Genomic DNA, 21,574 nt, shown 5'->3' on the forward strand with positions numbered 1-21,574 from the left:
CGCCGTATGCACCCTGCGTTTTTTGCCTTCACTCATTTGCTATCATCCTTTCGCGGACGACAGCTTAAACCACCGTCTCAATTTCGGGGGCCACTATAGAATCCGTTATATGAGTCCAATCCAGAAGTCAGGCCGCCGAACTTTGAATAGCGGATTGTGACGAGCGGGGTGGCGGACCTGAGGTGAACTAAACTGGCGGCTGCACGGGTGCCTGCAGACTGTGTGCAGCCATTCTACAACTACTACAGGGATTATGATCCGCAGACCGGGCGGTATGTGCAATCCGATCCGATTGGGCTCGAAGGTGGGATTAATACGTACGCGTATGTAGGTGGAAATCCTGTTAGCGATTCGGATCCCTATGGTCTTGCTCCCAAAAAGAAACCGCCTAGAGTGACATGCACTTGGTGTGGCGCGAAGCATGGTGGCGTTATGGGCGAGTATTGCCCAGATTGCGACACCAAGTCGCAAGATCCAGATGGACAAATTCCACCGAATCCTTCGAAGCCGGAGCCTGCGACTCCAGATCCAGCGCCTGCTGAAAAGACGACATGTCCGTCGGATAAGAAGGATTGCCAAATGGTGCCAACGGTTGTAAAGGCCGCTGCGGCTGTAGGCGGAACCTACATTATTTATCGCTGTGTCCGCATGCTTCCTTCATTGTTTCCACCGTTGTGGCCAACGATCCCTGCGAATGCTGCAATCCCTTAAATTGGCAGATGCGAAATGACGATATCTGAACAGGGGAATGTTATGGCAAGTCGAAAATTTGTACTTGAGTACATCGATCAATTGACCGATTGCATTAGTGGTGAATTCATCTTTGAGGTCGATGATGTGGCTGCTTTATGCGAGATTGTCGATCCTGAAGCCGTCGATATCCATCCGGCCGCTAGTTACGAGCTGGAGCTTGAGGATATCGAGAAGCTCAAGCTGCGTTTTCAAATCGCCGGACACGACCATAGTCCTGTCGCACAACTGCGTTCTTGGGGTGTGATGGATGAATTGCCATACAAGGTTCATACGAATCGTGAACTGGCATTAATGCTGGCAGGAGAAAAACCATTCGCAGCCTTCTCAGAATACCTCCCATCGGACTTGGACGATGAATGTATTCCAGAGAGCCGCTTTGCACCTTACGTTCAGGATGGCTTGTTCTTGAAGCGAGAGTATGTGATTGCGGCGAAAAACAATCGCAAGACGAGGGTGGTTCTTTACGCGAGAAGCGGCGAAGAGTGGCGCATAGAGGCCTACATACTGTTAAAAAGAACGGCAGAAAAGGCTGGCTGGAGCGAAGGATTTGAGCGTTTAGAAGGCGCGCTTCTGGGATACGAGGAATGGCAAAACGATGTCTACATCGAAAAAATGTTCAAATCGCGCGGGAAGTAAGTCCGCCAGGTAGGTGGTCGGGCCGCGTCAGCACCAGTTGAGGTTGGTCGTATCCCGTTCGTATCTGGTCCGTATCCTATCGTATCCTAGTCGTATCCCAAGCAAGGGCGGGGAAAATCCGTCCTGGTATGAAAACCCGGGCAAACACTGTGGACACGGGGCACGCGGGGAGTCCCCGCAGCCCCCTCCATTTGCTCACACATCACGCAACCCTCCGGGTTGATCGGAACGCCCGCCGTTGCAGGCTTCCTGTGTATTACGGGGTGCGCTTCTCCCGTAATACAGGGTGACGCTAAAACTGAGCGTTTCGACCGCCGTTGCGGGCGATCCGTTGTAACACACCGCCGACTCTCTCTTCCATTAAAAAAAAGCCGTCCCCAACCCGCTGCTTCGCGCGCGGGTTCCGGGTACGGCTTCTATTTTTAGCTGCTAAGAAAAGCAGAACTGCGCTAGCTGCTCAGGTTGCCCATCATCTGTTTGGTTTGGTACTTGATGATCATGCCGTCGAGCAGGGCCTTGATGATGCGGCGCTCCTCGTCGGGCATGTTGCTGACGGCCTCGAACTGCAAGGCCAGGTCGTCGGAGGGGCCGCGCTCGGCCTCGTCGAAGACCAGCATGTCCAGGCTCAGGTGCAGCGCCTTGGCCAGCCTGACCAGCGCCTCCAGGGTCGGCTGCGCGGTGCCCGCCTCGTAGCGCTTGATCTGATTCACGTGAATCTGCGCCGCATCGGCCAGGCCCTGCTGTGTGAAATTCTGAGCCTTGCGAAACTGGATCAAGCGTGACGAGAACATGGGCGGTAGCAAAAGGATGATGGTGCCCATACTGTACCCCCTGGTATCTTAAAAGGTGTTGAGTGTGTCCATTATACGATATAATAAAAGTACAGTATAAGGGTCTTGACAGCTTTTTAGAGAAAGAGGGATTTATGCCCCGCATCCCCGATGCCGACATTGAACGGCTCAAGAATGAAGTGGCGGTCGAGCGCCTGGTGGAGTCGGCCGGCATCGCGCTCAAAAAGTCCGGCAAGGACCGGATCGGCACCTGTCCCTTCCACGAGGACGGCGAGCCGTCGCTGGTGGTCACGCCGGCGAAGAACCTGTGGCACTGCTTCGGCTGCCAGATCGGCGGCGGGCCGATCGACTGGGTGATGAAGCTGCGCGGGGTGTCGTTCCGGCACGCGGTCGAACTGCTCAAGGCCGATCCTGCCTTAGCCGCTCAGGGTGTGCAGGCGCCAGTGAAGTACGCGACGGTGCGCAGCTTGCCGGCGCCGGTAGGCTTCGATGTTGACGAGCAGGCATTGCTGAACCAGGTCGCCGGCTACTATGCCGAGACCTTGAAACAGTCCCCCGAGGCGCTGGCCTACCTGCAGTCGCGCGGCCTGGACCATCCGGAGCTGGTGGCGCACTTCAAGCTGGGCTACGCCAACCGCACCTTGGGCCTGCGCCTGCCCGAGAAAAACCGCAAGGCCGGCGCCGAGATCCGGTCGCAGCTGGAAAAGGTGGGCGTCTACCGCGAGAGCGGGCATGAACACTTCAATGGTTCGCTGGTGGTGCCGATCATGGACGCCGATGGCAACGTGAGCGAAATGTACGGTCGCAAGATTACCGACGGCCTGCGCAAGGGCACGCCGCTGCACCTGTACCTGCCAGGGCCGCACCGCGGCGTGTGGAACGTGGCCGCGCTGGCGGCATCGCCCGAGATCATCCTTTGCGAGTCGCTGATCGACGCCATGACCTTCTGGTGCGCTGGCTATCGCAATGTGACGGCCAGCTATGGCGTGGAGGGATTCACGGACGACCACCTGGCCGCGTTCAAGGGCCACGGCACAAAGCGGGTGCTGATCGCCTACGACCGCGACGACGCCGGCGAGCGTGCCGCCGACCGGCTCGCCGAACGCCTGATCGCTGCCGGCATCGATTGCTACCGCATCCAGTTCCCCAAGGGGATGGACGCTAACGAGTACGCATTAAAGGTGCAGCCGACCAGTAAAAGCCTGGGTGCGCTGATCCGCAAGGCGGTCTGGATGGGCAGCGGCCAGGCGCCGGCGATCGCGATGACGCAGGCCCCGGCGCCATCGGTGACTGTTCCTCCCTTAGCCGCTAAGGAAGAACCCGCGCCGCTGCCGCCGGCGGCGCCACTGCCGGCATCGCCCGCGCCGAGCGGTCCGTCGTTTGCGATGGATGCCGACGTGAAGGATAACGAAGTGGTGCTGGCGTTCGCCGAACGGCGCTACCGGGTGCGGGGGCTGTCGAAAAACCTGGCCTACGATGTGCTCAAGGTGAACGTGCTGGCGTCGAACGGCGATGCCTTCCACGTTGACACCTTCGACCTGTACAACGCCAGGGCGCGGGCCAGCTACATCACGCAGGCCGCCATGGAACTGCGAGTGGCCGAAGACACGCTCAAGACGGACCTGGGCCGGGTGCTGCTAAAGCTCGAGGCGTTGCAGGAGCAGCAGATCCAGGGCGCCTTGAAACCGAAGGAACCGGAAGCGGTGACGATGGACGCGTCCGAGCGCGAGGCGGCGCTGTCCCTGTTGATGGCCCCGGACCTGTTGACGCGGATCGCGGACGACTTCAACGCCTGCGGCATCGTGGGCGAAGCGACCAATAAACTGGTGGGCTACCTGGCAGCGACCAGCCGCCGGCTCGATGCGCCGCTGGCGATCGTGATCCAGTCATCCAGCGCTGCTGGCAAGAGTTCGCTGATGGACGCGGTGCTGGCCATGATGCCAGCGGAAGAACGGGTGAAGTACAGCGCCATGACGGGGCAGTCGCTGTTCTACATGGGCGAGACGAACCTGAAACACAAGATCCTGGCCATCGTGGAAGAGGAAGGTGCGAGCCGTGCCAGCTATGCCTTGAAGCTGCTGCAGTCCGAGGGCGAGCTGACGATCGCCACCACCGGCGCCGATCCCAAGACTGGCAACCTGGTGACGCAGGAATACCGGGTCGAGGGGCCGGTGATGATGTTCCTGACCACGACGGCCATCGACATCGATGAGGAGCTGATGAACCGCTGCCTGGTGCTGACGGTTGACGAGGACCGGGAGCAGACGCGGGCGATTCACCGCCTGCAGCGCGAGAAGCGCACCTTGCAGGGGTTGGTGAGGAAGGAACAGAAGCAGCGCATCCTGGACCTGCATCGCAACGCCCAGCGGCTGTTGAAGAAGCTGGCTGTGGTCAATCCCTACGCCGATCAGTTGACCTTCCTGGACGACCGCACGCGTACCCGCCGCGACCATGAGAAATACCTGACACTGATCGACACCATCGCGCTGCTGCATCAGCACCAAAGGCCGGTCAAACGCGCCATCGTGGCTGGCCAGAGCATCGAGTACATCGAGGTGACGCTGGCCGACATCGAGGCCGCCAACCGGCTGGCGCACGAGGTGCTGGGCCGTAGCCTGGACGAACTGCCGCCGCAGACCCGGCGCGTGCTGGCCGCGCTGCATGGCTGGGTCCTTGGCGTTACACAGGAACGCCAGCAGCGCCGCGCCGACGTGCGCTTCACCCGCAGCGATGTGCGACGGTTGACGAGCCTGTCGGACACGCAGTGCTGCATCCACATTGAGCGCCTGATCGCACTGGAATACGTGCTGGTGCATCGAGGGACGCGGGGCCAGTCGTTCGAATACGAGCTGCTTTACGATGGCTCGGGTGACAATGGCGCGCCGTTCGTGGTCGGACTGATCGGGGTGGATGCACTGAAAAGCAACACTACGACTACGAGTTCACGGGGGCAAACGGGCCAGTTCACGGGGTCATCCCGGCCCCATCATGGGGGTGATTCGGTGCCGTTACGGTGTGTCGAACCGGCCGGCGAGCCAGCAAGCACAGGGCCTAAAGACGAATCGGGCGGAGTGGATCGAGAAACGCACCGCCTAGGCGCTGACGCCAAAATCGTATCGTACCCCCATCTCTCCTTAGCCGCTGCGGCGGTATCGGCGGGCTAGCCATGGCGCGCAGGGGCGAACTTGGGATCAGACAGAAGCAGCGCAAGCTGCGCGCAAAGCCAGTGCAGCCCGTGCGCGAGCGCGTGGCCGATCCGGCGGCCGGTAACCTGCTGCGCTCCTACCAGAAGGCGTTCCTGGAGTGGACGGTGACGAGCGGCCTGGCCGAGTCGACCGCCCAGATTCGCCGGCGCGCGCTCGATGGCTTCATCCTCTGGTGCGACGAACGAGGGCTGGCCCGGCCGCAGGACATCACACGCCCGATCCTGCAGCGCTACCAGGGACACCTGTACCACTACCGTAAGGCGAACGGGGCACCACTGTCGTTCAACACGCAGGCCACGCGGTTGATGCCCATCGTAGCCTTCTTCAAATGGTGCGCGCGAGAGAACCATATCCTGCACAACCCGGCGTCGGACCTGGTGCTGCCGAAACCACCGCGCCAGCTTCCGCGCCATCTCATGAGCGTGGCCGAGATCGAGGCGGTTCTGAACCAGGCCGACATCGATACGCCCTCGGGTGTGCGCAACCGAGCCATGCTGGAGACCTTGTACAGCACCGGCATCCGGCGGGCGGAGATGATCGGCCTCTCCTTGTACGACGTCGATACCGAGCGCGGGACATTGATGGTGCGGCAGGGGAAAGGGCGGCGTGATCGTCTGGTGCCGATCGGCGCCCGGGCCTGCGCATGGGTGGCGCGCTACGTGCAGGAGGTCCGGCCGCTGTTCGCCTTGACGCTGGACCAGCGCACGCTGTTCGTGACCGACTACGGCGAGGCGTTCGAGAACAACCGGCTGTCAGACATGGTGAAGCTGCACATGCGCTATGCGGGATTCGCCAGTGGTGGCTGCCATGCCTTCCGCCATGCGATGGCTACCCACATGCTCGAGAACGGGGCCGATATCCGCTACATCCAGGCGATCCTCGGGCACTCGGAGCTGTCGACCACGCAGATCTACACCCACGTGGCCATTGGCAAGCTGAAGGCGGTGCATGCGCTGACCCATCCGGCGCGATTGGAGCGTGCTGGCGGCGCTCGGGGTGCGGTGGCAGACATGGACGCCGGCGAGGTGCGAAAGCCGCTCCTGGACGCGCTGGAGGCCGAAGCTGCGGACGAGGACTAGACCCACACACGAGGGAGACACATCATGGTCATCATTGAAGTGGAACTGCCGGACGACCAGGCGCTTGCGCTGGCCCAGTTCCTCAAACGGGTAGGCTACAACGACTATCGGGAGCTGGCGGTCGACCAGCAGCAGGCGTACGAGATGGTCGATGCAGGCGAGAAGGTTCGCGCGGCGCTGGCCGACAAGGGTTACGCTCCGCGCTGACGGTCGGGTTCGGTTGTAGAACACCCAGTCAGCCGCTGCGCGGTACTACCAGCCGCGACGCGGAAGGCAACTGCCACGCTTGAATCTAGCTAGGCCTACACAGCGCGCTCGTTCCTCGCTTGCATCCGCGCTTCGCCGTCAGCCAGAAACCGACAACGCAAAGGCACAGCCCCTCCGGGGTAAATCGGCCGCTGCGCGCCCGCTTTAACATAACGCGGCATTCTGCAAAGCCGGTCCATTCGCTGCGCTCGCGCTTCGCTCGGCGGCCCGGCCCCGCGCTGCGCCGGGCCCTGCGGGTTCGCAGAACACGGCGTTATGTCTGGCGCCCCTGCGGGACTGCCAAGCCAGCATGTGCGCCTTGGGGCGCAGGGCTTCGGTCAGGGTTACAGCGCGCGCTCCTCGCGTCGCTTGCGGCCGCGCTCTGCCGTCAGCCAGGTTCAAACCACGCAACCACAACTTCAACCGCCACCCCGGCGGCCGCTGCGCGGCCGCGCCTCTAAAACTGCGCCTTGCACGAGTGTGCTTTGCAGCCCAGAATACGCGTATACGAAAAATTCTATGAAAGCAGGAGGAATATCGGCGCGGGCGCGCGCAAGTCGTTGAAGCGTATAGGGAAATTGCTGCGTCTACGACGAACTCGCGTCAAGGCCAATACATTACAACTACTACAGGGATTACGATCCTCAGTTCGGCAGATATCTCCAGTCTGATCCGATTGGGCTCGAAGGCGGGATGAATACCTACGGGTATACTGAAGCAAATCCAATTATTTATGCGGATCCAAATGGTCTTTCAGCGCTAGGCTTTGGTGACTCGGGCGGGGACGACGGAAGTGAGGGTGCAGCTGGAACTTGTGGTGTTAAGGACAAATGTAAAGCCCTCTGTACCAGAGTTAGGAAGAATTTGGTTCAAATCTTGGTTTGTGCGGTTTGCCTTGCAAATGATAAGAGGCCGCCACCACCGCCGCCAAAACCGCCAACGCCGACGCGGCCTTCGCCCAAAGATCCAAAGAAGCCGCCCCCAGGCCCATTGCCTGGGCCACCCACAGGTTCGAACTGATCTGTTGATTGATTAGAGACGGAATAAATGAAAATGAATACCTCGGCTGAAATCGAGAAGGCATACATGGCTTTTGAGACGGGAGATTATGTAAGCGCGCGGGCTATTTTTGAATGTTTGGAGAATGAGCATGGCGGGCGCGCGCATCTCTATCTTGGATGGATGTTTGAACGGGGTTTGGGCGGGTGTGAAGATCTCACTAAGGCAGAATATCATTTTCGATGCCTCGCTGAAGTCGGGGATTTGGACGGAAAGTACTACTTGGCTACGGCCCTTCAGCGCAGGGGGGAAGTTCAATCCGCAGCAGCCCTATTCGGAGAGGCAGCCGATTTAGGTCACGTATCTGCCGCATTCTGGGCATATGCGTTGTATAACAAGGAGCTGAGCCACATCGTCGGTGCGCAAGAAAAGGCTCAAAAATATTTGATAAAAGCATCTGAGCTTGGCCATATTTTTGCCCAACGGGACTTGGCTCTCCAGGTAGCAACTAGTGGAAAGAATTTTTGGCAAAGATTCCTTGCTCGCCTGCGATATTGGGTGTCTAAAGTGAATGGATTCGTTCTAATTCTCAAAAATAGTGAGGATCTGAGAATCAGATAAACGATAGCAAGGGCAAGGAACCAGCAAGGAACCAGTGCCAGGTCTGTCATTTGGACACGCGAAGTGACTCTTTGATGTGAATCAAGACGGAGAACCTGTGGATTTTGCGTCTTGAGATTAATCAAGCGTGAGGAACCAGTGCCAGGTCTGTCATTTGGACGGTAAGCGTACAGTCACCACCGTCTGGACCGTCTAGCAGGTCCCAGCCATGATTGAATTTTGGCACAGCAGTTGTGCCCACAAATTTGATTATGGACACAAATTCTCAACCAGTCATTCAGCGCGCTCCGCGAGGTAATTATCGGCGCCATTCCCTGGAGTTTAAGCGCAAGCTCGTCGCGTTGACCTTGGAGCCTGGCGCCTCGGTGGCGCGTATTGCGCGCGAACACGGCGTGAATGCAAACCAGGTGTTCAGCTGGCGCAAGCTGTTCGAGGCAGCACTGCCGGTATCCGATGTGTCAACGCAGGAAGCTGCGTTGCTGCCGGTGGTGTTGGCGGAGGCAGCAACAGCGCCAGTGCAGCCCGATATCGGCACCATCACCCTGGAGATTGGCCGTGTGAGATTGCGCATTGACGGTCAAACCGATCCCTCTACGCTGGCGCAGATATTGGATCGGGTGCTGCGATGATCGGCCTACCGGCGGGAACCAAAGTCTGGCTGGCGGCTGGCACCACCGACATGCGCAGCGGATTCAACGGCCTGGCTGCGAAGGTAGAGACCGCGCTGGCGGAAGACCCATTCAGCGGCCACGTGTTTGTGTTTCGTGGCCGGCGCGGCGATTTGATCAAACTGTTGTGGTGGACCGGCGACGGCTTGTGCCTGTTGGCCAAACGGCTCGAGCGTGGCCGCTTCATCTGGCCACAGGCCAGCAGCGGCAGTGTGGCGCTGACGCAGGCGCAGTTGTCGATGCTATTGGAAGGAATCGACTGGCGTCGGCCCGAAAGAACTTGGCGTCCACAATCGGCCTTGTAAACATAACAGCATTCTCGTAAACTGAGGCGCATGCTGACCGCCACCGATCTCCCCGACGACATTGCCGCCCTGAAGGCAATGCTGTTGGCGCGCGACGAGCAATTGCAGCGCCTGACGGCGCAGCTCGACACCCGCGCGACAGAGATTGAACACCTGAAGCTATTGATTGCCAAACTGCAGCGCATGCAGTTCGGCCGCCGCTCCGAGAAGTTGGAACACCAGATCGAGCAGTTGGAGTTGAAGTTGGAAGACCTGGAGGCTGAAACGGGTGCCGCCGAAGAGGCCGAACCAGAGTCCAACCCGCCAGCGCGCCGCAAGGTGGCACGCAAGCCGTTGCCAGATCATCTGCCGCGCGATGAACGTGTGCATAAACCGGAGGTCGATGCTTGCCCCGCATGTGGCGGTGGCTTGCGCCACCTTGGCGAGGATGTATCGGAGCAGCTGGAATATGTGCCAGCCAGCTTCCGCGTAATCCGCCACGTACGCCCGAAGGTAGCCTGCAGCTGCTGCGACGTCATCGTACAGGCACCTGCGCCAAGTCGCCCGGTGCAACGAGGGATTGCAGGCCCTGGCCTGCTGGCTCACGTGCTGGTGGCAAAGTACGCCGACCACCTGCCACTGTATCGCCAGAGCGTGATCTATGCACGCGACGGCGTCGAGCTGGATCGTTCGCTGCTGGCAAATTGGGTTGGTGCGGCCAGCAGCTTGCTGCGCCCTTTGGTTGACGCGGTGCGGCGCCATGTGTTTGCCGCCACCAAGCTGCATGCTGACGACACACCAATTCCGGTGCTGGCACCTGGTAACGGCACAACGCGCACGGCGCGCCTGTGGACCTATGTGCGCGATGACCGTGCCAGTGCATCGGCGGTACCACCGGCTGTCTGGTTTGCCTATACCCCAGATCGCAAAGGCATCCACCCGCAGACCCACCTGGCCCAATTCAAAGGAGTCCTCCAGGCCGATGCGTATGCCGGCTTCAACTCCATCTTCGACAGCGGCCAGGTGCACGAAGCCGCGTGCTGGGCGCACGCGCGACGTAAATTCCATGACCTGCATGTGGCACGGCCATCGGCCGTGACCACCGAGGCGCTGCGGCGTATCGGCGCGCTCTATGCCATTGAAGCCGAGATCCGTGGCCAGCCACCGGATCTACGGCGCGACGCTCGATTGTTGCGGGCACGCCCCTTGCTGGACGATCTTGAACGCTGGCTGCGCGCCACGCTCACCACCTTGTCGAACAAGTCCGACACGGCCGCTGCCATCACGTACTCGCTCAAGCTGTGGCCAGCGTTGACCCGCTATTGCGATGATGGCCAGATCGAGATCGACAACTCGGCCGCAGAGCGCGCCCTGCGCGGCGTTGCCCTGGGTCGCCGCAACTACCTGTTTGCCGGTGCCGACAGCGGCGGCGAACGCGCAGCCGCCATCTATGCGCTGATCGGCACGGCCAAGCTAAACGGTGTCGACCCTGAAGCTTGGCTGCGCTATGTGCTGGCCCACATCGCCGACCACCCCGTCAACCGCGTTGACGAGTTCCTGCCTTGGAACTGCGCGGCGCAGCTCGTACCTTCCAATTAACTACACGCCGCTTCCCAGCGGTGTGTTCACATCATCAGGGAAGTAGGCGCTTCATTCAATACGGTATTGAACGGACGCTTACTTTGGACGCGCGAAGTGACTCTTTGATGTGAATCAAGACGGAGAACCTGTGGATTTTGCGTCTTGAGATTAATCAAGCGTGAGTATTCTCTGTCCGAATGACAGACCTGGCACCGCCTTTTGTGTGAGATTGATCAAGCGTGAGTGTTCTCTGTCCGAATGACAGACCAGGCACCGCCTTTTAAGCTGTTTCGTTGGCGACACCATGGCTTTGAAGGAGCGCGATGAACTCGGTCTGCGACGGGGCACCCGCGCCGAGAAACGCAACCTCCGGGATCACGACCCAGAGCTCGCCGGCCAGCCTGATCAGCAGGATGTGGCCAAGCTTGCGGAAGGACTTGACTGTTGGCCATGGCGCGAACGAGCGTACGCCTTCAACCTCCTCATGCAGGCCTTCGTCGTCGATTCGCAGCGAGATGTCGCGACGGCGCACGCTCTTTTCGGCATGGGCGGCAATTTGAGCCTGAAGCTTGATCTTGTGGTCCCAGGGCGTCAGCAGCCGCGCCAAGCCAGCGGTGCCCAATACCACCATCAATATGCGGTTGTTAGCCTGAAACGCCGCGAGGAAGCCAAAAGCGCAGGCGCCGACAAACAACAACGTGTCTTTCCATACTGTGCGCAGCGCTCGGCGCGAGGCATCGCCAATAACGGCTTGCTGCTGCGCCAGATACTCGTCGGGTCCAAGCTGGTAGCGCAGGGCAATTGGGGTCATTGATTTGCCAGGGCATCCAGCGCCGGGCCGGTCACGCGGCACACGCGCCAGTCGGGCAGTACATCGGCGCCCATCTGCTCGTAGAACTTGATCGCATTCACATTCCAGTCCAGCACCGACCACTCAAAGCGACCGCACTGGCGCTCGACGGCGATCTTGGCCAGTGCCGCCAGCATCTGCTTGCCGTAGCCCGCGCCGCGGCGGTTCTGCTTTACGTACAGGTCTTCCAAGTACAAGCCTTTCTTGCACAGGAAGGTCGAGAAATTGTGGAAGAACAGCGCGTAGGTCACTACCTCGCCCGCTTCCTCGCCCACGATGCCTTCTACGCCCGGCTTGGTACCGAACATTTCCTCATGAAGCATGGCTTCATCAGCCACTACCAGGTGTTCCAGCTTCTCGAAAACAGCCAGTTCACGAATCATGGCCATGATGGACTCCACGTCATCCGGACGGGCAGGGCGAATATGCAAATTGCTCATGAGGCTTTCTTCAAAGGTTTAAGGTCAACAGGAGTACGGCTGGCTGGCATCGATGGCGCCTTGAGCGCCCAGGCCACGCTGGCAATACACACCACCATGCCGAGGATTTCCATCCAGCCCGGGCGGTAATTTTCAAGGCGAATACTCATCAGCACGGAAATCACCGGCGTCACTACGCCGATGTAGACCGCCTTCTGCGTGCCGATGCGGTCGATCAGCGTGAAGTAGCAGGCGAAGGCAATCACGGATCCCAGCAGCGACAGGTACAGCAAGCCGCCCCAGTACGAGGCCGTGGTCGGCATCACAAAGGCATCGCCGCGCACCAGCGCCCACAGCGCCACCAGCAGCGTGCCCCACAACATGCCCCAGGCCATGGTCAGCAGCACATTCGATTCATGCTGGCGCACTTTGACCACCAGGGTATTGCCGACCGAGCTGGCGATGGTCGCGCCCAGCGCCAGAGCCAGGCCGAGAATGAAATGCCCTTGGCCGCCCGCCATCACGTCGCGCAGCGACTCGGAAATCGAGTGATAGAACAGCAGCACCACACCGGCCACCGCCGCACTGCCGGCGGTCCAGGTACGCCAGGTCAACGGGGTGCCGAAAGCGAAACGGTTCAGGATCGGATTCCAGAACACCATCAGCGCAAACAGTACCGCCACCAGGGCTGATACGACATACTGCTCCGCGTTATACGTGCCGATATAACTCAGGCCAAAGCTGCAGCAGCCCTGCAGAATGGTCCAGCGCTGCGCTTTCCAAGACAGCTTCAGCTTGTCGCCGCGCAGGAAGCACCATGCGAACAGCACGCTCGACGCCAGGGCAAAGCGGTAGACGATGGAGACTGCGGGAGCTATGTCACCCAGTTGCAGGGTAATTGCGAAGAAGGTGGAACCCCAGATAAGGCAGGCGAGAATGAAGAGTATCGGAGAAGGCATCCCGCCAGTATAAGGGTTTCTGCAATATGGCGCAGTGCGACAATCGGTGATTATTCCGGGCGAAAAAATCGGTATGATTCAAGTACTTAACGACTGGAGGCAGGCATGAACATGGGAACGCGCATCTGGGTCGCCTCAGTGCTCGGCTATGTCGCCGCAGCGGTGATCATTCTGTTGGCCGGGGAAGCGCTGCCCCCCGACCATCTCAACGTCGCCCTGTTCTAATAAGCGACATTCAGGCGGCGATACAGCACGCCCAGCACGAACAGGGGCCCGATCAGCAGGAAGCGCAAGTCATCGAAGAACGATGGCTTCTTGCCTTCGATCTTGTGGCCGATGAACTGGCCGATCCAGGCCAATACGAAAATCACAATACTCAGTGGCAGTACCGCTGCCGGCGGCAGTGCGCTCAGCACGGCCAGCATGAATCCGGCCATCACCAGCATCCCCAGCGCGAAATTGCGCGAGAGCTTGAAGTAGTAGACCATTGAGGCCACAGCCAGCGCCACCGCCAGCAGCGGGTGGATGGCCCAGATCAGTCCCAGCAGGCTGAACACGATCAGCGGCACACACACACAGTGGATCGCCTCATTGGTGGGGTTCAGGTGACTCTCACTGTATTTCAACAGCAGGGTAACGATGGCACGCTGCTCAGACATGGTTGTTGTCTCCGGTGTGATTATTTGTTTAGCACTACCGTTCGATTCTACACCCGAACTCCCGTTAAAATGCGTGAATGGAACTGAAACGTTGCTTTGATCCCGTCGTCGACCAGAACACCCGCTTGCTGGTGCTGGGCAGCCTGCCGGGCGATAAATCGTTGGCGGTACAAGAGTATTACGGTAACCGGCAAAACAAGTTCTGGGCGCTGATGTCGGAGGTGATTGGACTGGAACTTGTGCCTCTCGATTATCCTGCGAGACTGGACGTGTTGCTGAAGCATGGCATCGGGCTTTGGGATGTCGTCGCTGAGGCGCATCGTAAGGGAAGCCTGGACAGCAATATCAAAAATCGTCGAGAGAACGATTTGCGTGTTCTGCTCAAGAGCCTGCCCAACATCAGGGCGATTGCTTTTAACGGTGGGACGGCTGGGCAACTAGGACTTAAGGTGCTCGGGGAAATGGCTGGTGATTATCACATCATCATGTTGCCTTCCAGCAGCCCTGCACATACCTTGCGATACGCCGACAAGGCAGCGGCCTGGTTGGACTTGCGGCTTCACTTGGCCGCCGACAGCCAGGCGACGGGAGCCCAGCGCTAAATCCGGGCGGGCTGTTTGCCGGTGGTGATAAAGCCGTCGAAGACAGCATGCACTTGTGCGCTGCCCATGACACTGGCCGGCGTCACCGTCTGGCGGTCCCATGGAATCTGGCCGAAGTACTAATACTTCCAAAAGTCCTGGTCTGCTTCAGGATTGCGCGCCAGCAGGGTGGCGAAGGTTTCGGCCTCGCCGACTTCGATGCCGCTCGCCTCGCGCAGCACTTCGTGCGCAAAGCGCGAACAGAATTGACTCCTGGAGTGCAGGTCGAAGCCTGTGTCGTAAAAGACTCCCATGCGTGCCTGCGCCGCCTGGACCAGGACGCGTTGTTGTTCTGCCGTTAACGGCGTATTGAGACGGCTCACTTCGACCCGGCCGCCTTCGGAACGTGCCAGGAAACGCTCAAGGCCGCCTCGCTTCGATACGGGAAAGGTGCTTTCTGCAATCAGGGGTTCGGAACCGTCGGTCGCGACGACGATGCCGACGTGGTTGGTCCAGCTATTCGTGGTTGAAGCAACCTTGCGGAAGGGTAGGGCTGAAACGCGGATGAAGAGCAGGTCGCCGACCTGCAATTGCTGCTCCAATGCCGCTTTGGAAATCGAAGGCAGGTCTGATGCCGCAGACGCGTGCAGCGTAAGCATTCCGATTGCCAGGATGGCGATAGTATTGCGACAGCGCCGCGCCGGGTTTGTTCCCCACATGATGATCTCCTTTGATGATGATGGTGATGGAATTCGAACATGGCGCGGAGTTTGGCCAAAAGGTGTGGAAAGCAGAAGTTTTATTTCCAAGTTATTATCGCCTGCACTGGCTTGGTATCACTAAGCGATACTTATGAGGGAAGTTCAATGCAAGAATACGTCCGCATCAAATCGGTCCAACTGCTGTCAGACAATTGGTACGTGCTCAAGACCACTACCTTCGATTTGAAGCGGCGCGATGGCCGCTGGCAGACCATGAGCAGGGAAACCTATGACCGTGGCAACGGTGCTGTGGCCCTGCTGTATAACCGCGCCCGTCGCACTGTTCTGCTGACGCGCCAGTTCCGTTTTCCCGCCTACGTCAATCAGCACGACGGCTACCTGATCGAAGCCCCCGCCGGCTTGCTCGATGAGGCGCGTCCGGAAGAGCGCATGCATGCCGAGCTGGAAGAGGAGACTGGCTACAAGGTTGAGCAGCTGCGCGAGATATTTGATGTATTCATGAGCCCTGGCTCCGTTACCGAGCGCTTGCATTTCTTCGTCGGCGAGTATGACGCGGACTCGAAAATCAGCAGCGGTGGCGGTCTGGAGCAGGAAGGCGAGGATATCGAGGTCCTCGAACTGGATGCCGACAAGGCGCTGGCGATGACGGCCAGCGGCGAAATCAAGGACGCCAAGACAGTCATGCTGCTGCAGTACCTGCACCTGCACTTGCTGCCGCCGCGCAGCATGATGATCCTGGTCGCCGGTCCGTACCGCTCCGGCACCGGCGACGACCCGGCGCGCATGGCGGCTAACGTGGCGGCGATGGAGGCCTATGTCCTGCCGTTGTACAAAAAGGGCCATACGCCGGTACTGGGCGAGTGGCTGGCGCTGCCCGTGCTGCAAGCGGCCGGGTCGAAAGCTGTCGGCGACGCCGTGTATGAGGAGATCTTCCATCCGCATTGTGAGCGCTTACTAGCACATTGCGACGCTGTCTTGCGCATTGGCGGCGCCTCCGCTGGCGCCGACGCCATGGTAGCCGAGGCGCGCAAACGTGGCTTGCTGGTGTACCACGACATCAACGAGATACCTGCCGTATAGCTTATGAAGATTGGAATGCTGACCTGGGGCAGCCACGGCGACATCCGCCCCTTCCTCGCCCTGGCCGATGGCCTGCAGTTGGCCGGACATGAAGTCCACCTGGTGATTACCAGTCTGGAAGCCGGAACTTACGACAAGGTGCGCTCCGCGGTGGGGGCGAAAATCACCGTCCTCACGCCGCACACGTTCACTCCCGAGCAGGCTCAGGCCGTCGGCCACACCGCGTATAGCATCCGCGATCCCATGAAGCAGATGGCGGCAATACTGCGCCTTGCATTTGCCCCGGCCGAAGACGCCATGTTTGAAGCGGCCCAGCGCCTGTGCGCCGAATCGGATCTGCTGGTCGGACATTACTTCATGCACCCCTTGCAGATCGCTGCGGAACACGCCGGCCTGCCGTACGTCAGCGTGCTGTTGTCCCATGCGGGCGTGCCAAGCGATTACGTCAATCCACTCGGCTTGTCGATGCTGGGGCGAAGCGGCAACCGCCTGTTGTGGTGGCTGACCCGCATCCTCCTGAATCGTACGCTGCGACATTACCCCGACCGGCTGCGCAGGCAATTGGGCATGGCGCCGATGCGCGACATCGTGTCGGAGGTCTGGGTCTCGCGCCACCTTTCGTTGGTGGCGGTCAGTCCACAGCTTTGCCCCAGGCAGCCGGATTGGCCGGAGTCGATCCAGGTCTGCGGTTTCCTTGACCGCCCTAACTGCGAACTGGAAGGAGAATTGCCGCCATCGTTAGCCGGCTTCCTGGCGGCCGGGGAGGCGCCCGTTTACATGACGTTTGGCAGCTGGATGCCCAAGGACCTCAAGGGGCAGGAGGTCGCGTTGCGTTTGCTGACTGATGCGGCGCGCCAGGCGAATTGCCGCGCGATCATCCAGTGCAGTGATTGGCAAGCGTGCGGTTTCAGCTCCGACGAGCGGATCCTGTATGTTGCCGCGGCGCCGCACCACCAGATCTTCCCCCATTGCCTGGCGATTGTTCACCATGGCGGCGCGGGGACGACCCAGTCCGCAACGCTGGCCGGCAAGCCTTCGATTGTAATCGCCAATCTCAGTGAGCAGGAACATTGGGGCCGTGAGCTGCAACGTATCGGTGTTGCAGGCAAGCCTGCCAAACGCCGCGACGTGACGGCGCGCAGCCTGGCTGGGCAGATCCGGCAGTTGCTCGGCACTCCAGCAATGGGCGAGCGGGCGCGCCGCGTAGGCGAGGCCATGCGGCAGGAGGATGGCGTCGCACAAGCGGTGCGGCAAATAGAAATTCGTAGCGGCCGCGAATCATTTTGACATCCCGCCACCTCTTAGCTGGTAATTTCAACCAGTGTAGGAGACGAGATGGATGACCTGAAGTACGCAAAAGACCTGATCCAGTGCGCGCCGCAGGAGGCGAAAGCTTTCCTGGACCTGAAGGCCGCGGCAGAGCGCGCAGACGGGGTTATCCCGGCCAAATACCGTGAGCTGGTATCGATCGGGGTGGCGTTGACCACGCAGTGCGCATACTGTATTGACGCGCACACGAAAAACGCTCTCACGGCAGGCGCCACACGGCAGGAAATCGCGGAAGTGGTCTTTATCGCCGCTGCGCTAAGGGCTGGCGCGGCAGTAGGACATGGCCTGCTGGCCATGAAAAAGGCCAGCGAAGGCTGGCCTGGGGAGGAGTATCAGCGGTAGAACGCGTCTACCTTGCCTTTCAGCTTGATCAGCATCGGCTGGCCGCGGCGGTCTTTGGCCGTCGCGTGCTGGACTTTGATCCAGCCTTCGCTGATGCAGTATTCCTCAACGTCAAAGCGCTCTTTGTCGTTGAAACTGATGCCAATGTCGTGTTCGAACACGGCAGCCACGTGGTGCGGGCTGCGTGGGTCGATCGACAGGTGGTCCGGGAGTTCTGGGCGGGTAGTATCGTTCATGGGGCAGGATTATACCGGATCTCGTCCGCCTTCCCCCACGTTGCAGGATCAGGCCGGCACACGGTTTTCCCGTCCAGGCGCTGCGGTGAACTGTGCGTGGAGGAAGCTGGCGATCTTCTGCTGTGTAGCCGGCAGGTAGGGAATATTCAGGTGGTCCGAATCCGGAATGATTTCGTCGTGGTGCAGGCAGGCCAGTTTGCTCACCAGTTCATTGGTGTGCGAATGCGGCACGATATCGTCGCTGGCCGCGCGCAGAACGTAGGTCGGCGCCGCCAATTGCGTCGCGTGCTTGACTGACTCGAAGCGATGCTGCAGCAGCATGGACACCGGCAGGGCTGGGAATTTGCGCTGCGCCAGCGCCAGGATCGAATCGTATGGCGTGATCAGGACCGTAGCCTGCACCCGGCGCTGCATCGACAACTGCACCGCCACGCCGGACCCAAGGCTGCGCCCAACCACGGCAATGCGGGTCGGGTCGACCTTGTGGTGCTTGCATAGCCAGTCGAGCTGCATGCAGGCATCAGCCACCATCATTTCTTCGCCCGGCTCGCCGTGCGACTCGCCATAGCCGCGGTAATTCAGCGTCAATACCGTCATACCGGGGAACAGGGTGCCGGCATCGCGCACCAGCCAGGACACTTCTTCCGAGCGTCCGCCGAAATACACCACGGCAGGCCGCACGCCCGGTTCGCGCGGCGTCATCAGCCAGCCTGCCAGCCGCGTCCCGTCGCCGCCGCGCAATACGATCGCACGTGTGCGATGGCCGCTGCTGCGCGGGCTTTGCACCTCGCGCTTGACGGTTGGGTTGAACAGCAGCTTGCGCTGGCCGGCCATGAGAAGGGCGGTCAATCCGGCCCATACGAAGCCCACGGCCCCAGCAGCGGCGGCTACTTTGCGTGAATTGTTCATGTGAATTAGTATGCTCCTAATGCTGAGCAAACTGCGTTATGCAACGCACCAATGTCAGATTGCGGCAACACATTTATGAGGATGGCCATGCCTACAACTGATCCGCGCGTCGACGAATACATCGCCAACGCGGCCGAATTCGCCCAGCCTATCCTCAATCACCTGCGCGAGGTGATTCATACGGCTTGCCCGGAGGTGAAGGAGACCATCAAGTGGAGCATGCCGAATTTCGATTACCACGGAATCGTATGCAGCTTCGCTGCGTTCAAGCAGCATTGCGCGTTGAACTTCTGGAAGGCGGAACTGCTGATCGCGGCGGAGAATGACAAGGGCAAGGAAGCCATGGGCCAGTTCGGCCGTATCGCCTCCATCAAGGACTTGCCACCGAAGAAAGAGCTGACCGCCTACATCAAGAAGGCCATGAAGCTCAATGAGCAGGGTGTGAAGGTGACGCGGCCGAAGGCATCGCCGCGCGAATTGCTGGTACCGGATTACTTCATCGCGGCGCTGGAAGAGAACCCGGCCGCATACGAAGTCTTCAACGAATTCTCAACCAGCGCCAAGCGCGATTACTGCGACTGGCTGACGGAAGCCAAGACCGAGGCTACGCGCGACAAGCGCGTGGCCCAGGCGGTCGAATGGATTGCCGAAGGCAAGAAGCGGCACTGGAAGTACGAGAGCTGCTAAGCCGCCGCTTAAGGCATTACCATCAGTTGCAGGCCCGAAGCGGTGCCTGGCGCGTGGTAGACGCGCTGGGTGGCCTTCACGAAGTCTTCCGGCTTCGCGTTCGGGATGTTGGTGAAGGTCTGCGGGTTCAGGTCGACCAGCGGGAACCAGCTGCTCTGCACATGCACCATGATGCGGTGGCCGCGGCGGAAGGTGTGCTGTACGTCGCCCAGCTGGTAGCTGAGCGGCTCCACCTTGCCCGGCAAGAATGGCTCGGGCTTTTCGAAGCTGTTGCGGAACTTTCCGCGCAGCGGATTGCCCCGCACCAGTTGCTGGTAGCCGCCCATTTTCACTGATGGCGGCGCCACGTCCTTGTGCTTTTCCTCTTCCTTGTCCTGCGGGTAGTCGTTCGGGTAGACGTCGATCAGCTTGACCACGAAATCGCTGTCGGTGCCGGTGGTGGAGACGAACAGTTTTGGCGTCACCGGGCCGGCGATGGTCACGTCTTCTTCCAGTACTTCGCTCTGGTACACCAGAACGTCCGGGCGGCTGGAAGCGAAGCGCTGGTCGGACACCATGTATTCGCGCGGCACGCCGGTCGCCGGATAGCCGATGTAAGGCACCGGCTTGCGCGGGTCGCTGACGTATTCGTCGAAGCCGCTGCCGGCGGCCGGCTGGGTCCAGCCCAAGGTACCGTTCGGTCCCAGGTACAGCATCTTCGCCTTCGCCTGCACCGGCGGCCAGGCGGTGTACTGGCGCCAGGCGTTGGTGCCGGTCTCGAAAGTATTGACCGCAGCAATCGGTTGCGCCGGTTTGACGCCTTTCAACTGTTCCTCGAAGAAGGGGAACAGCAGCTTCTTGTTGAAATGTTCGCTGGTCTTGCTGTCGAACTTGACGTGGCCCAGGCGCTTGCCTTCGCCACCGGCCCAGCCGCCGTGCGACCAGGGGCCCATCACCAGGCCGTTGAAGACGCCGGGATTATTCTTGCCCACGGCGCGGTAGATCGAGAACGGCCCGGCCGGATCTTCCGCATCGAACCAGCCGCCAACCGTCATCACGGCGGCTTTGACGTTCTTCATGTGCGGCGCCAGGTTGCGCGACTTCCAGAATTCGTCGTAGGTGTCGTGGTCGATGGTCGGCTTCAGGTAGGCCAGCTGCTTGGGCTGCATGCCGGCCAGGATGTTCGACAACGTCAGGCGCTGCAGGAAGTAGTCGTAGCCGCTGGTGGTGCCGTAATCGAATTCGCTCCAGCTCTTGGGCAGGGGCGATGGGTTCTTTTCTTCGGTGAAGGCTGCGTAGAAGTCGAAGTTGGCGGCCAGCATGAAGGCGCCGCCATGATACGAGTCGTCGCCCATGAACAGGTCGGTGACCGGTGCCTGCGGCGAGGCGGCCTTGATCGCAGGATGCGAATCGATGATGCTGGCCGAGGTGTAGAAGCCGGGATAGCTGATGCCGTAGATGCCGACCTTGCCGTTATTGTTGGCCACATGCTTGAGCAGCCAGTCGACGGTATCGTGCATGTCGCGGCTCTCGTTGCCTTCGCCCGCTTCCAGCGCGGTCTTGGCATGCGGCGTCATTTCCTGCCATTTGCCCTCGGACATATAGCGGCCGCGCACGTCCTGCTTGACGAAGATGTAGCCGGCGTCGCTGAAGTCGGCGGAAGGGCCCAGGCGGCGCGGGAAGAAGTCCGGCCCGTACCGGAGCTGGCCGTCGACGTTCACGCCCGCACTGTAAGGCGTACGTTCGACCAGGAAGGGATAGGCTTTGCTGGCATCCTTCGGCACGTAGACGGCCGTGAACAGGCGCACGCCATCGCGCATCGGGATGCGGAATTCGTATTTGGTGTAAGAGGAGCGAAGCTCCGGCTTTTCATCAGGCGCTGCGTGGGCGGTGCCTGCAAAGGCCAGTGCAAGGGAAAGAGTGATGGGGCTGATTTTGGATTGCATGGGTCTTTATAC

Annotated in this window: 24 protein-coding genes; 15 read left to right on the plus strand and 9 right to left on the minus strand. The window is 60.2% G+C overall.

The annotated features are described in order from the left end of the window. Positions 1-222: 222 nt before the first annotated feature. Positions 223-711: an RHS repeat-associated core domain-containing protein gene (locus ASD07_RS32305; protein ID WP_156397959.1), complete on the plus strand. Its 489-nt coding sequence runs from the start codon at positions 223-225 to the stop codon at positions 709-711. Positions 712-726: 15 nt separating this feature from the next. After that, positions 727-1,389, plus strand: a complete 663-nt coding sequence (locus ASD07_RS10065) for a hypothetical protein (protein ID WP_055928905.1) — start codon at positions 727-729, stop codon at positions 1,387-1,389. A 449-nt stretch (positions 1,390-1,838) separates the two neighbouring features. On the opposite strand, the gene ASD07_RS10070 is transcribed toward ASD07_RS10065, so the two are convergent. After that, positions 1,839-2,180: a helix-turn-helix domain-containing protein gene (locus ASD07_RS10070; protein ID WP_156398001.1), complete on the minus strand. Its 342-nt coding sequence runs from the start codon at positions 2,178-2,180 to the stop codon at positions 1,839-1,841. 134 nt (positions 2,181-2,314) lie between these two features. Between ASD07_RS10070 and ASD07_RS10075 the strand changes: the two genes are divergently transcribed. The 8 genes from ASD07_RS10075 to ASD07_RS10105 all read left to right on the plus strand — a co-directional run bounded on the left by ASD07_RS10075 (position 2,315) and on the right by ASD07_RS10105 (position 10,882). Then, positions 2,315-5,344, plus strand: coding sequence for a CHC2 zinc finger domain-containing protein (locus tag ASD07_RS10075; protein ID WP_082507248.1), 3,030 nt, complete (start codon positions 2,315-2,317; stop codon positions 5,342-5,344). A gap of 2 nt (positions 5,345-5,346) precedes the next feature. Next, positions 5,347-6,465, plus strand: coding sequence for a site-specific tyrosine recombinase XerC (gene xerC, locus ASD07_RS10080; protein WP_082507249.1), 1,119 nt, complete (start codon positions 5,347-5,349; stop codon positions 6,463-6,465). A 24-nt stretch (positions 6,466-6,489) separates the two neighbouring features. Beyond that, a complete protein-coding gene (locus ASD07_RS10085; RefSeq protein WP_055928911.1) occupies positions 6,490-6,672 on the plus strand; it encodes a hypothetical protein in 183 nt (60 codons plus the stop codon). A 651-nt stretch (positions 6,673-7,323) separates the two neighbouring features. Next, positions 7,324-7,731, plus strand: a complete 408-nt coding sequence (locus tag ASD07_RS32200; protein WP_082507250.1) for an RHS repeat-associated core domain-containing protein — start codon at positions 7,324-7,326, stop codon at positions 7,729-7,731. Positions 7,732-7,758: 27 nt separating this feature from the next. Beyond that, positions 7,759-8,331, plus strand: a complete 573-nt coding sequence (locus tag ASD07_RS10090; RefSeq protein ID WP_057247160.1) for a tetratricopeptide repeat protein — start codon at positions 7,759-7,761, stop codon at positions 8,329-8,331. A 212-nt stretch (positions 8,332-8,543) separates the two neighbouring features. Then, positions 8,544-8,960 carry a transposase gene (locus ASD07_RS32045; protein ID WP_156397960.1) on the plus strand — a complete coding sequence of 139 codons (417 nt, stop codon included), beginning with the start codon at positions 8,544-8,546 and terminating at the stop codon, positions 8,958-8,960. Next, a complete protein-coding gene (gene tnpB / locus ASD07_RS10100) occupies positions 8,957-9,304 on the plus strand; it encodes an IS66 family insertion sequence element accessory protein TnpB (protein ID WP_055928918.1) in 348 nt (115 codons plus the stop codon). Before ASD07_RS32045 ends, tnpB begins: the two co-directional genes overlap by 4 nt. A 30-nt stretch (positions 9,305-9,334) precedes the next feature. Continuing rightward, positions 9,335-10,882 (plus strand): IS66 family transposase, encoded by a 1,548-nt coding sequence (locus ASD07_RS10105; RefSeq protein ID WP_055928920.1) that lies wholly within the window; start codon positions 9,335-9,337, stop codon positions 10,880-10,882. Between the two features lie 262 nt (positions 10,883-11,144). Here the strand turns inward: ASD07_RS10105 and ASD07_RS10110 are convergent, their stop codons facing one another. The 4 genes from ASD07_RS10110 to ASD07_RS10125 form a co-directional block, all read right to left on the minus strand. Next, a complete protein-coding gene (locus tag ASD07_RS10110; protein WP_055928923.1) occupies positions 11,145-11,675 on the minus strand; it encodes a YcxB family protein in 531 nt (176 codons plus the stop codon). Beyond that, positions 11,672-12,154, minus strand: coding sequence for a GNAT family N-acetyltransferase (locus ASD07_RS10115; RefSeq protein ID WP_055928926.1), 483 nt, complete (start codon positions 12,152-12,154; stop codon positions 11,672-11,674). Before ASD07_RS10115 ends, ASD07_RS10110 begins: the two co-directional genes overlap by 4 nt. Continuing rightward, positions 12,151-13,092 (minus strand): DMT family transporter, encoded by a 942-nt coding sequence (locus tag ASD07_RS10120; protein WP_055928929.1) that lies wholly within the window; start codon positions 13,090-13,092, stop codon positions 12,151-12,153. The genes ASD07_RS10115 and ASD07_RS10120 overlap by 4 nt, the downstream gene beginning before the upstream one ends. A 221-nt stretch (positions 13,093-13,313) precedes the next feature. Then, entirely contained in the window at positions 13,314-13,751 is a 438-nt protein-coding gene (locus tag ASD07_RS10125) for a DUF962 domain-containing protein (protein WP_055928932.1), read from the minus strand. A gap of 77 nt (positions 13,752-13,828) precedes the next feature. On the opposite strand from ASD07_RS10125, the gene ASD07_RS10130 reads away from it, so the two are divergent. Further along, a complete protein-coding gene (locus tag ASD07_RS10130; protein ID WP_055928935.1) occupies positions 13,829-14,353 on the plus strand; it encodes a DNA-deoxyinosine glycosylase in 525 nt (174 codons plus the stop codon). Between the two features lie 119 nt (positions 14,354-14,472). Here ASD07_RS10130 and ASD07_RS10135 read toward each other — a convergent pair whose 3' ends face one another. Further along, entirely contained in the window at positions 14,473-15,051 is a 579-nt protein-coding gene (locus tag ASD07_RS10135) for a YiiX/YebB-like N1pC/P60 family cysteine hydrolase (protein WP_229207113.1), read from the minus strand. Between the two features lie 147 nt (positions 15,052-15,198). Between ASD07_RS10135 and ASD07_RS32205 the strand changes: the two genes are divergently transcribed. From ASD07_RS32205 to ASD07_RS10150, 3 genes are read left to right on the plus strand one after another with little or no spacing between them, the layout of a single operon-like run. Continuing rightward, positions 15,199-16,134 carry an NUDIX domain-containing protein gene (locus tag ASD07_RS32205; RefSeq protein WP_055928938.1) on the plus strand — a complete coding sequence of 312 codons (936 nt, stop codon included), beginning with the start codon at positions 15,199-15,201 and terminating at the stop codon, positions 16,132-16,134. A gap of 3 nt (positions 16,135-16,137) precedes the next feature. Then, on the plus strand, positions 16,138-17,421 hold the full coding sequence (locus ASD07_RS10145; RefSeq protein ID WP_156397961.1) for a glycosyltransferase: 1,284 nt from the start codon (positions 16,138-16,140) through the stop codon (positions 17,419-17,421). A gap of 48 nt (positions 17,422-17,469) precedes the next feature. Next, positions 17,470-17,805, plus strand: coding sequence for a carboxymuconolactone decarboxylase family protein (locus ASD07_RS10150; protein ID WP_055928944.1), 336 nt, complete (start codon positions 17,470-17,472; stop codon positions 17,803-17,805). On the opposite strand, the gene ASD07_RS10155 is transcribed toward ASD07_RS10150, so the two are convergent. Continuing rightward, the gene (locus ASD07_RS10155; RefSeq protein ID WP_055928946.1) at positions 17,796-18,041 is read right to left on the minus strand and encodes a DUF3297 family protein; all 246 of its coding nucleotides are present in this window, start codon (positions 18,039-18,041) and stop codon (positions 17,796-17,798) included. The two genes, ASD07_RS10150 and ASD07_RS10155, sit on opposite strands and share 10 nt — an antisense overlap. Positions 18,042-18,089: 48 nt before the next feature. Then, complete coding sequence (locus ASD07_RS10160) at positions 18,090-18,950, minus strand: alpha/beta hydrolase (protein WP_055928948.1); 861 nt, start codon at positions 18,948-18,950, stop codon at positions 18,090-18,092. An 87-nt stretch (positions 18,951-19,037) separates the two neighbouring features. Here ASD07_RS10160 and ASD07_RS10165 point away from each other — a divergent pair, with 87 nt between their 5' ends. Then, positions 19,038-19,637, plus strand: coding sequence for a YdeI family protein (locus ASD07_RS10165; RefSeq protein WP_055931712.1), 600 nt, complete (start codon positions 19,038-19,040; stop codon positions 19,635-19,637). A gap of 8 nt (positions 19,638-19,645) precedes the next feature. Here the strand turns inward: ASD07_RS10165 and ASD07_RS10170 are convergent, their stop codons facing one another. Next, positions 19,646-21,562: a CocE/NonD family hydrolase gene (locus ASD07_RS10170; protein ID WP_055928951.1), complete on the minus strand. Its 1,917-nt coding sequence runs from the start codon at positions 21,560-21,562 to the stop codon at positions 19,646-19,648. Between the last annotated feature and the right edge of the window lie 12 nt (positions 21,563-21,574).

Origin of the sequence: Duganella sp. Root336D2 (assembly GCF_001425005.1) — a bacterium.
Taxonomy (GTDB): domain Bacteria; phylum Pseudomonadota; class Gammaproteobacteria; order Burkholderiales; family Burkholderiaceae_D; genus Rugamonas.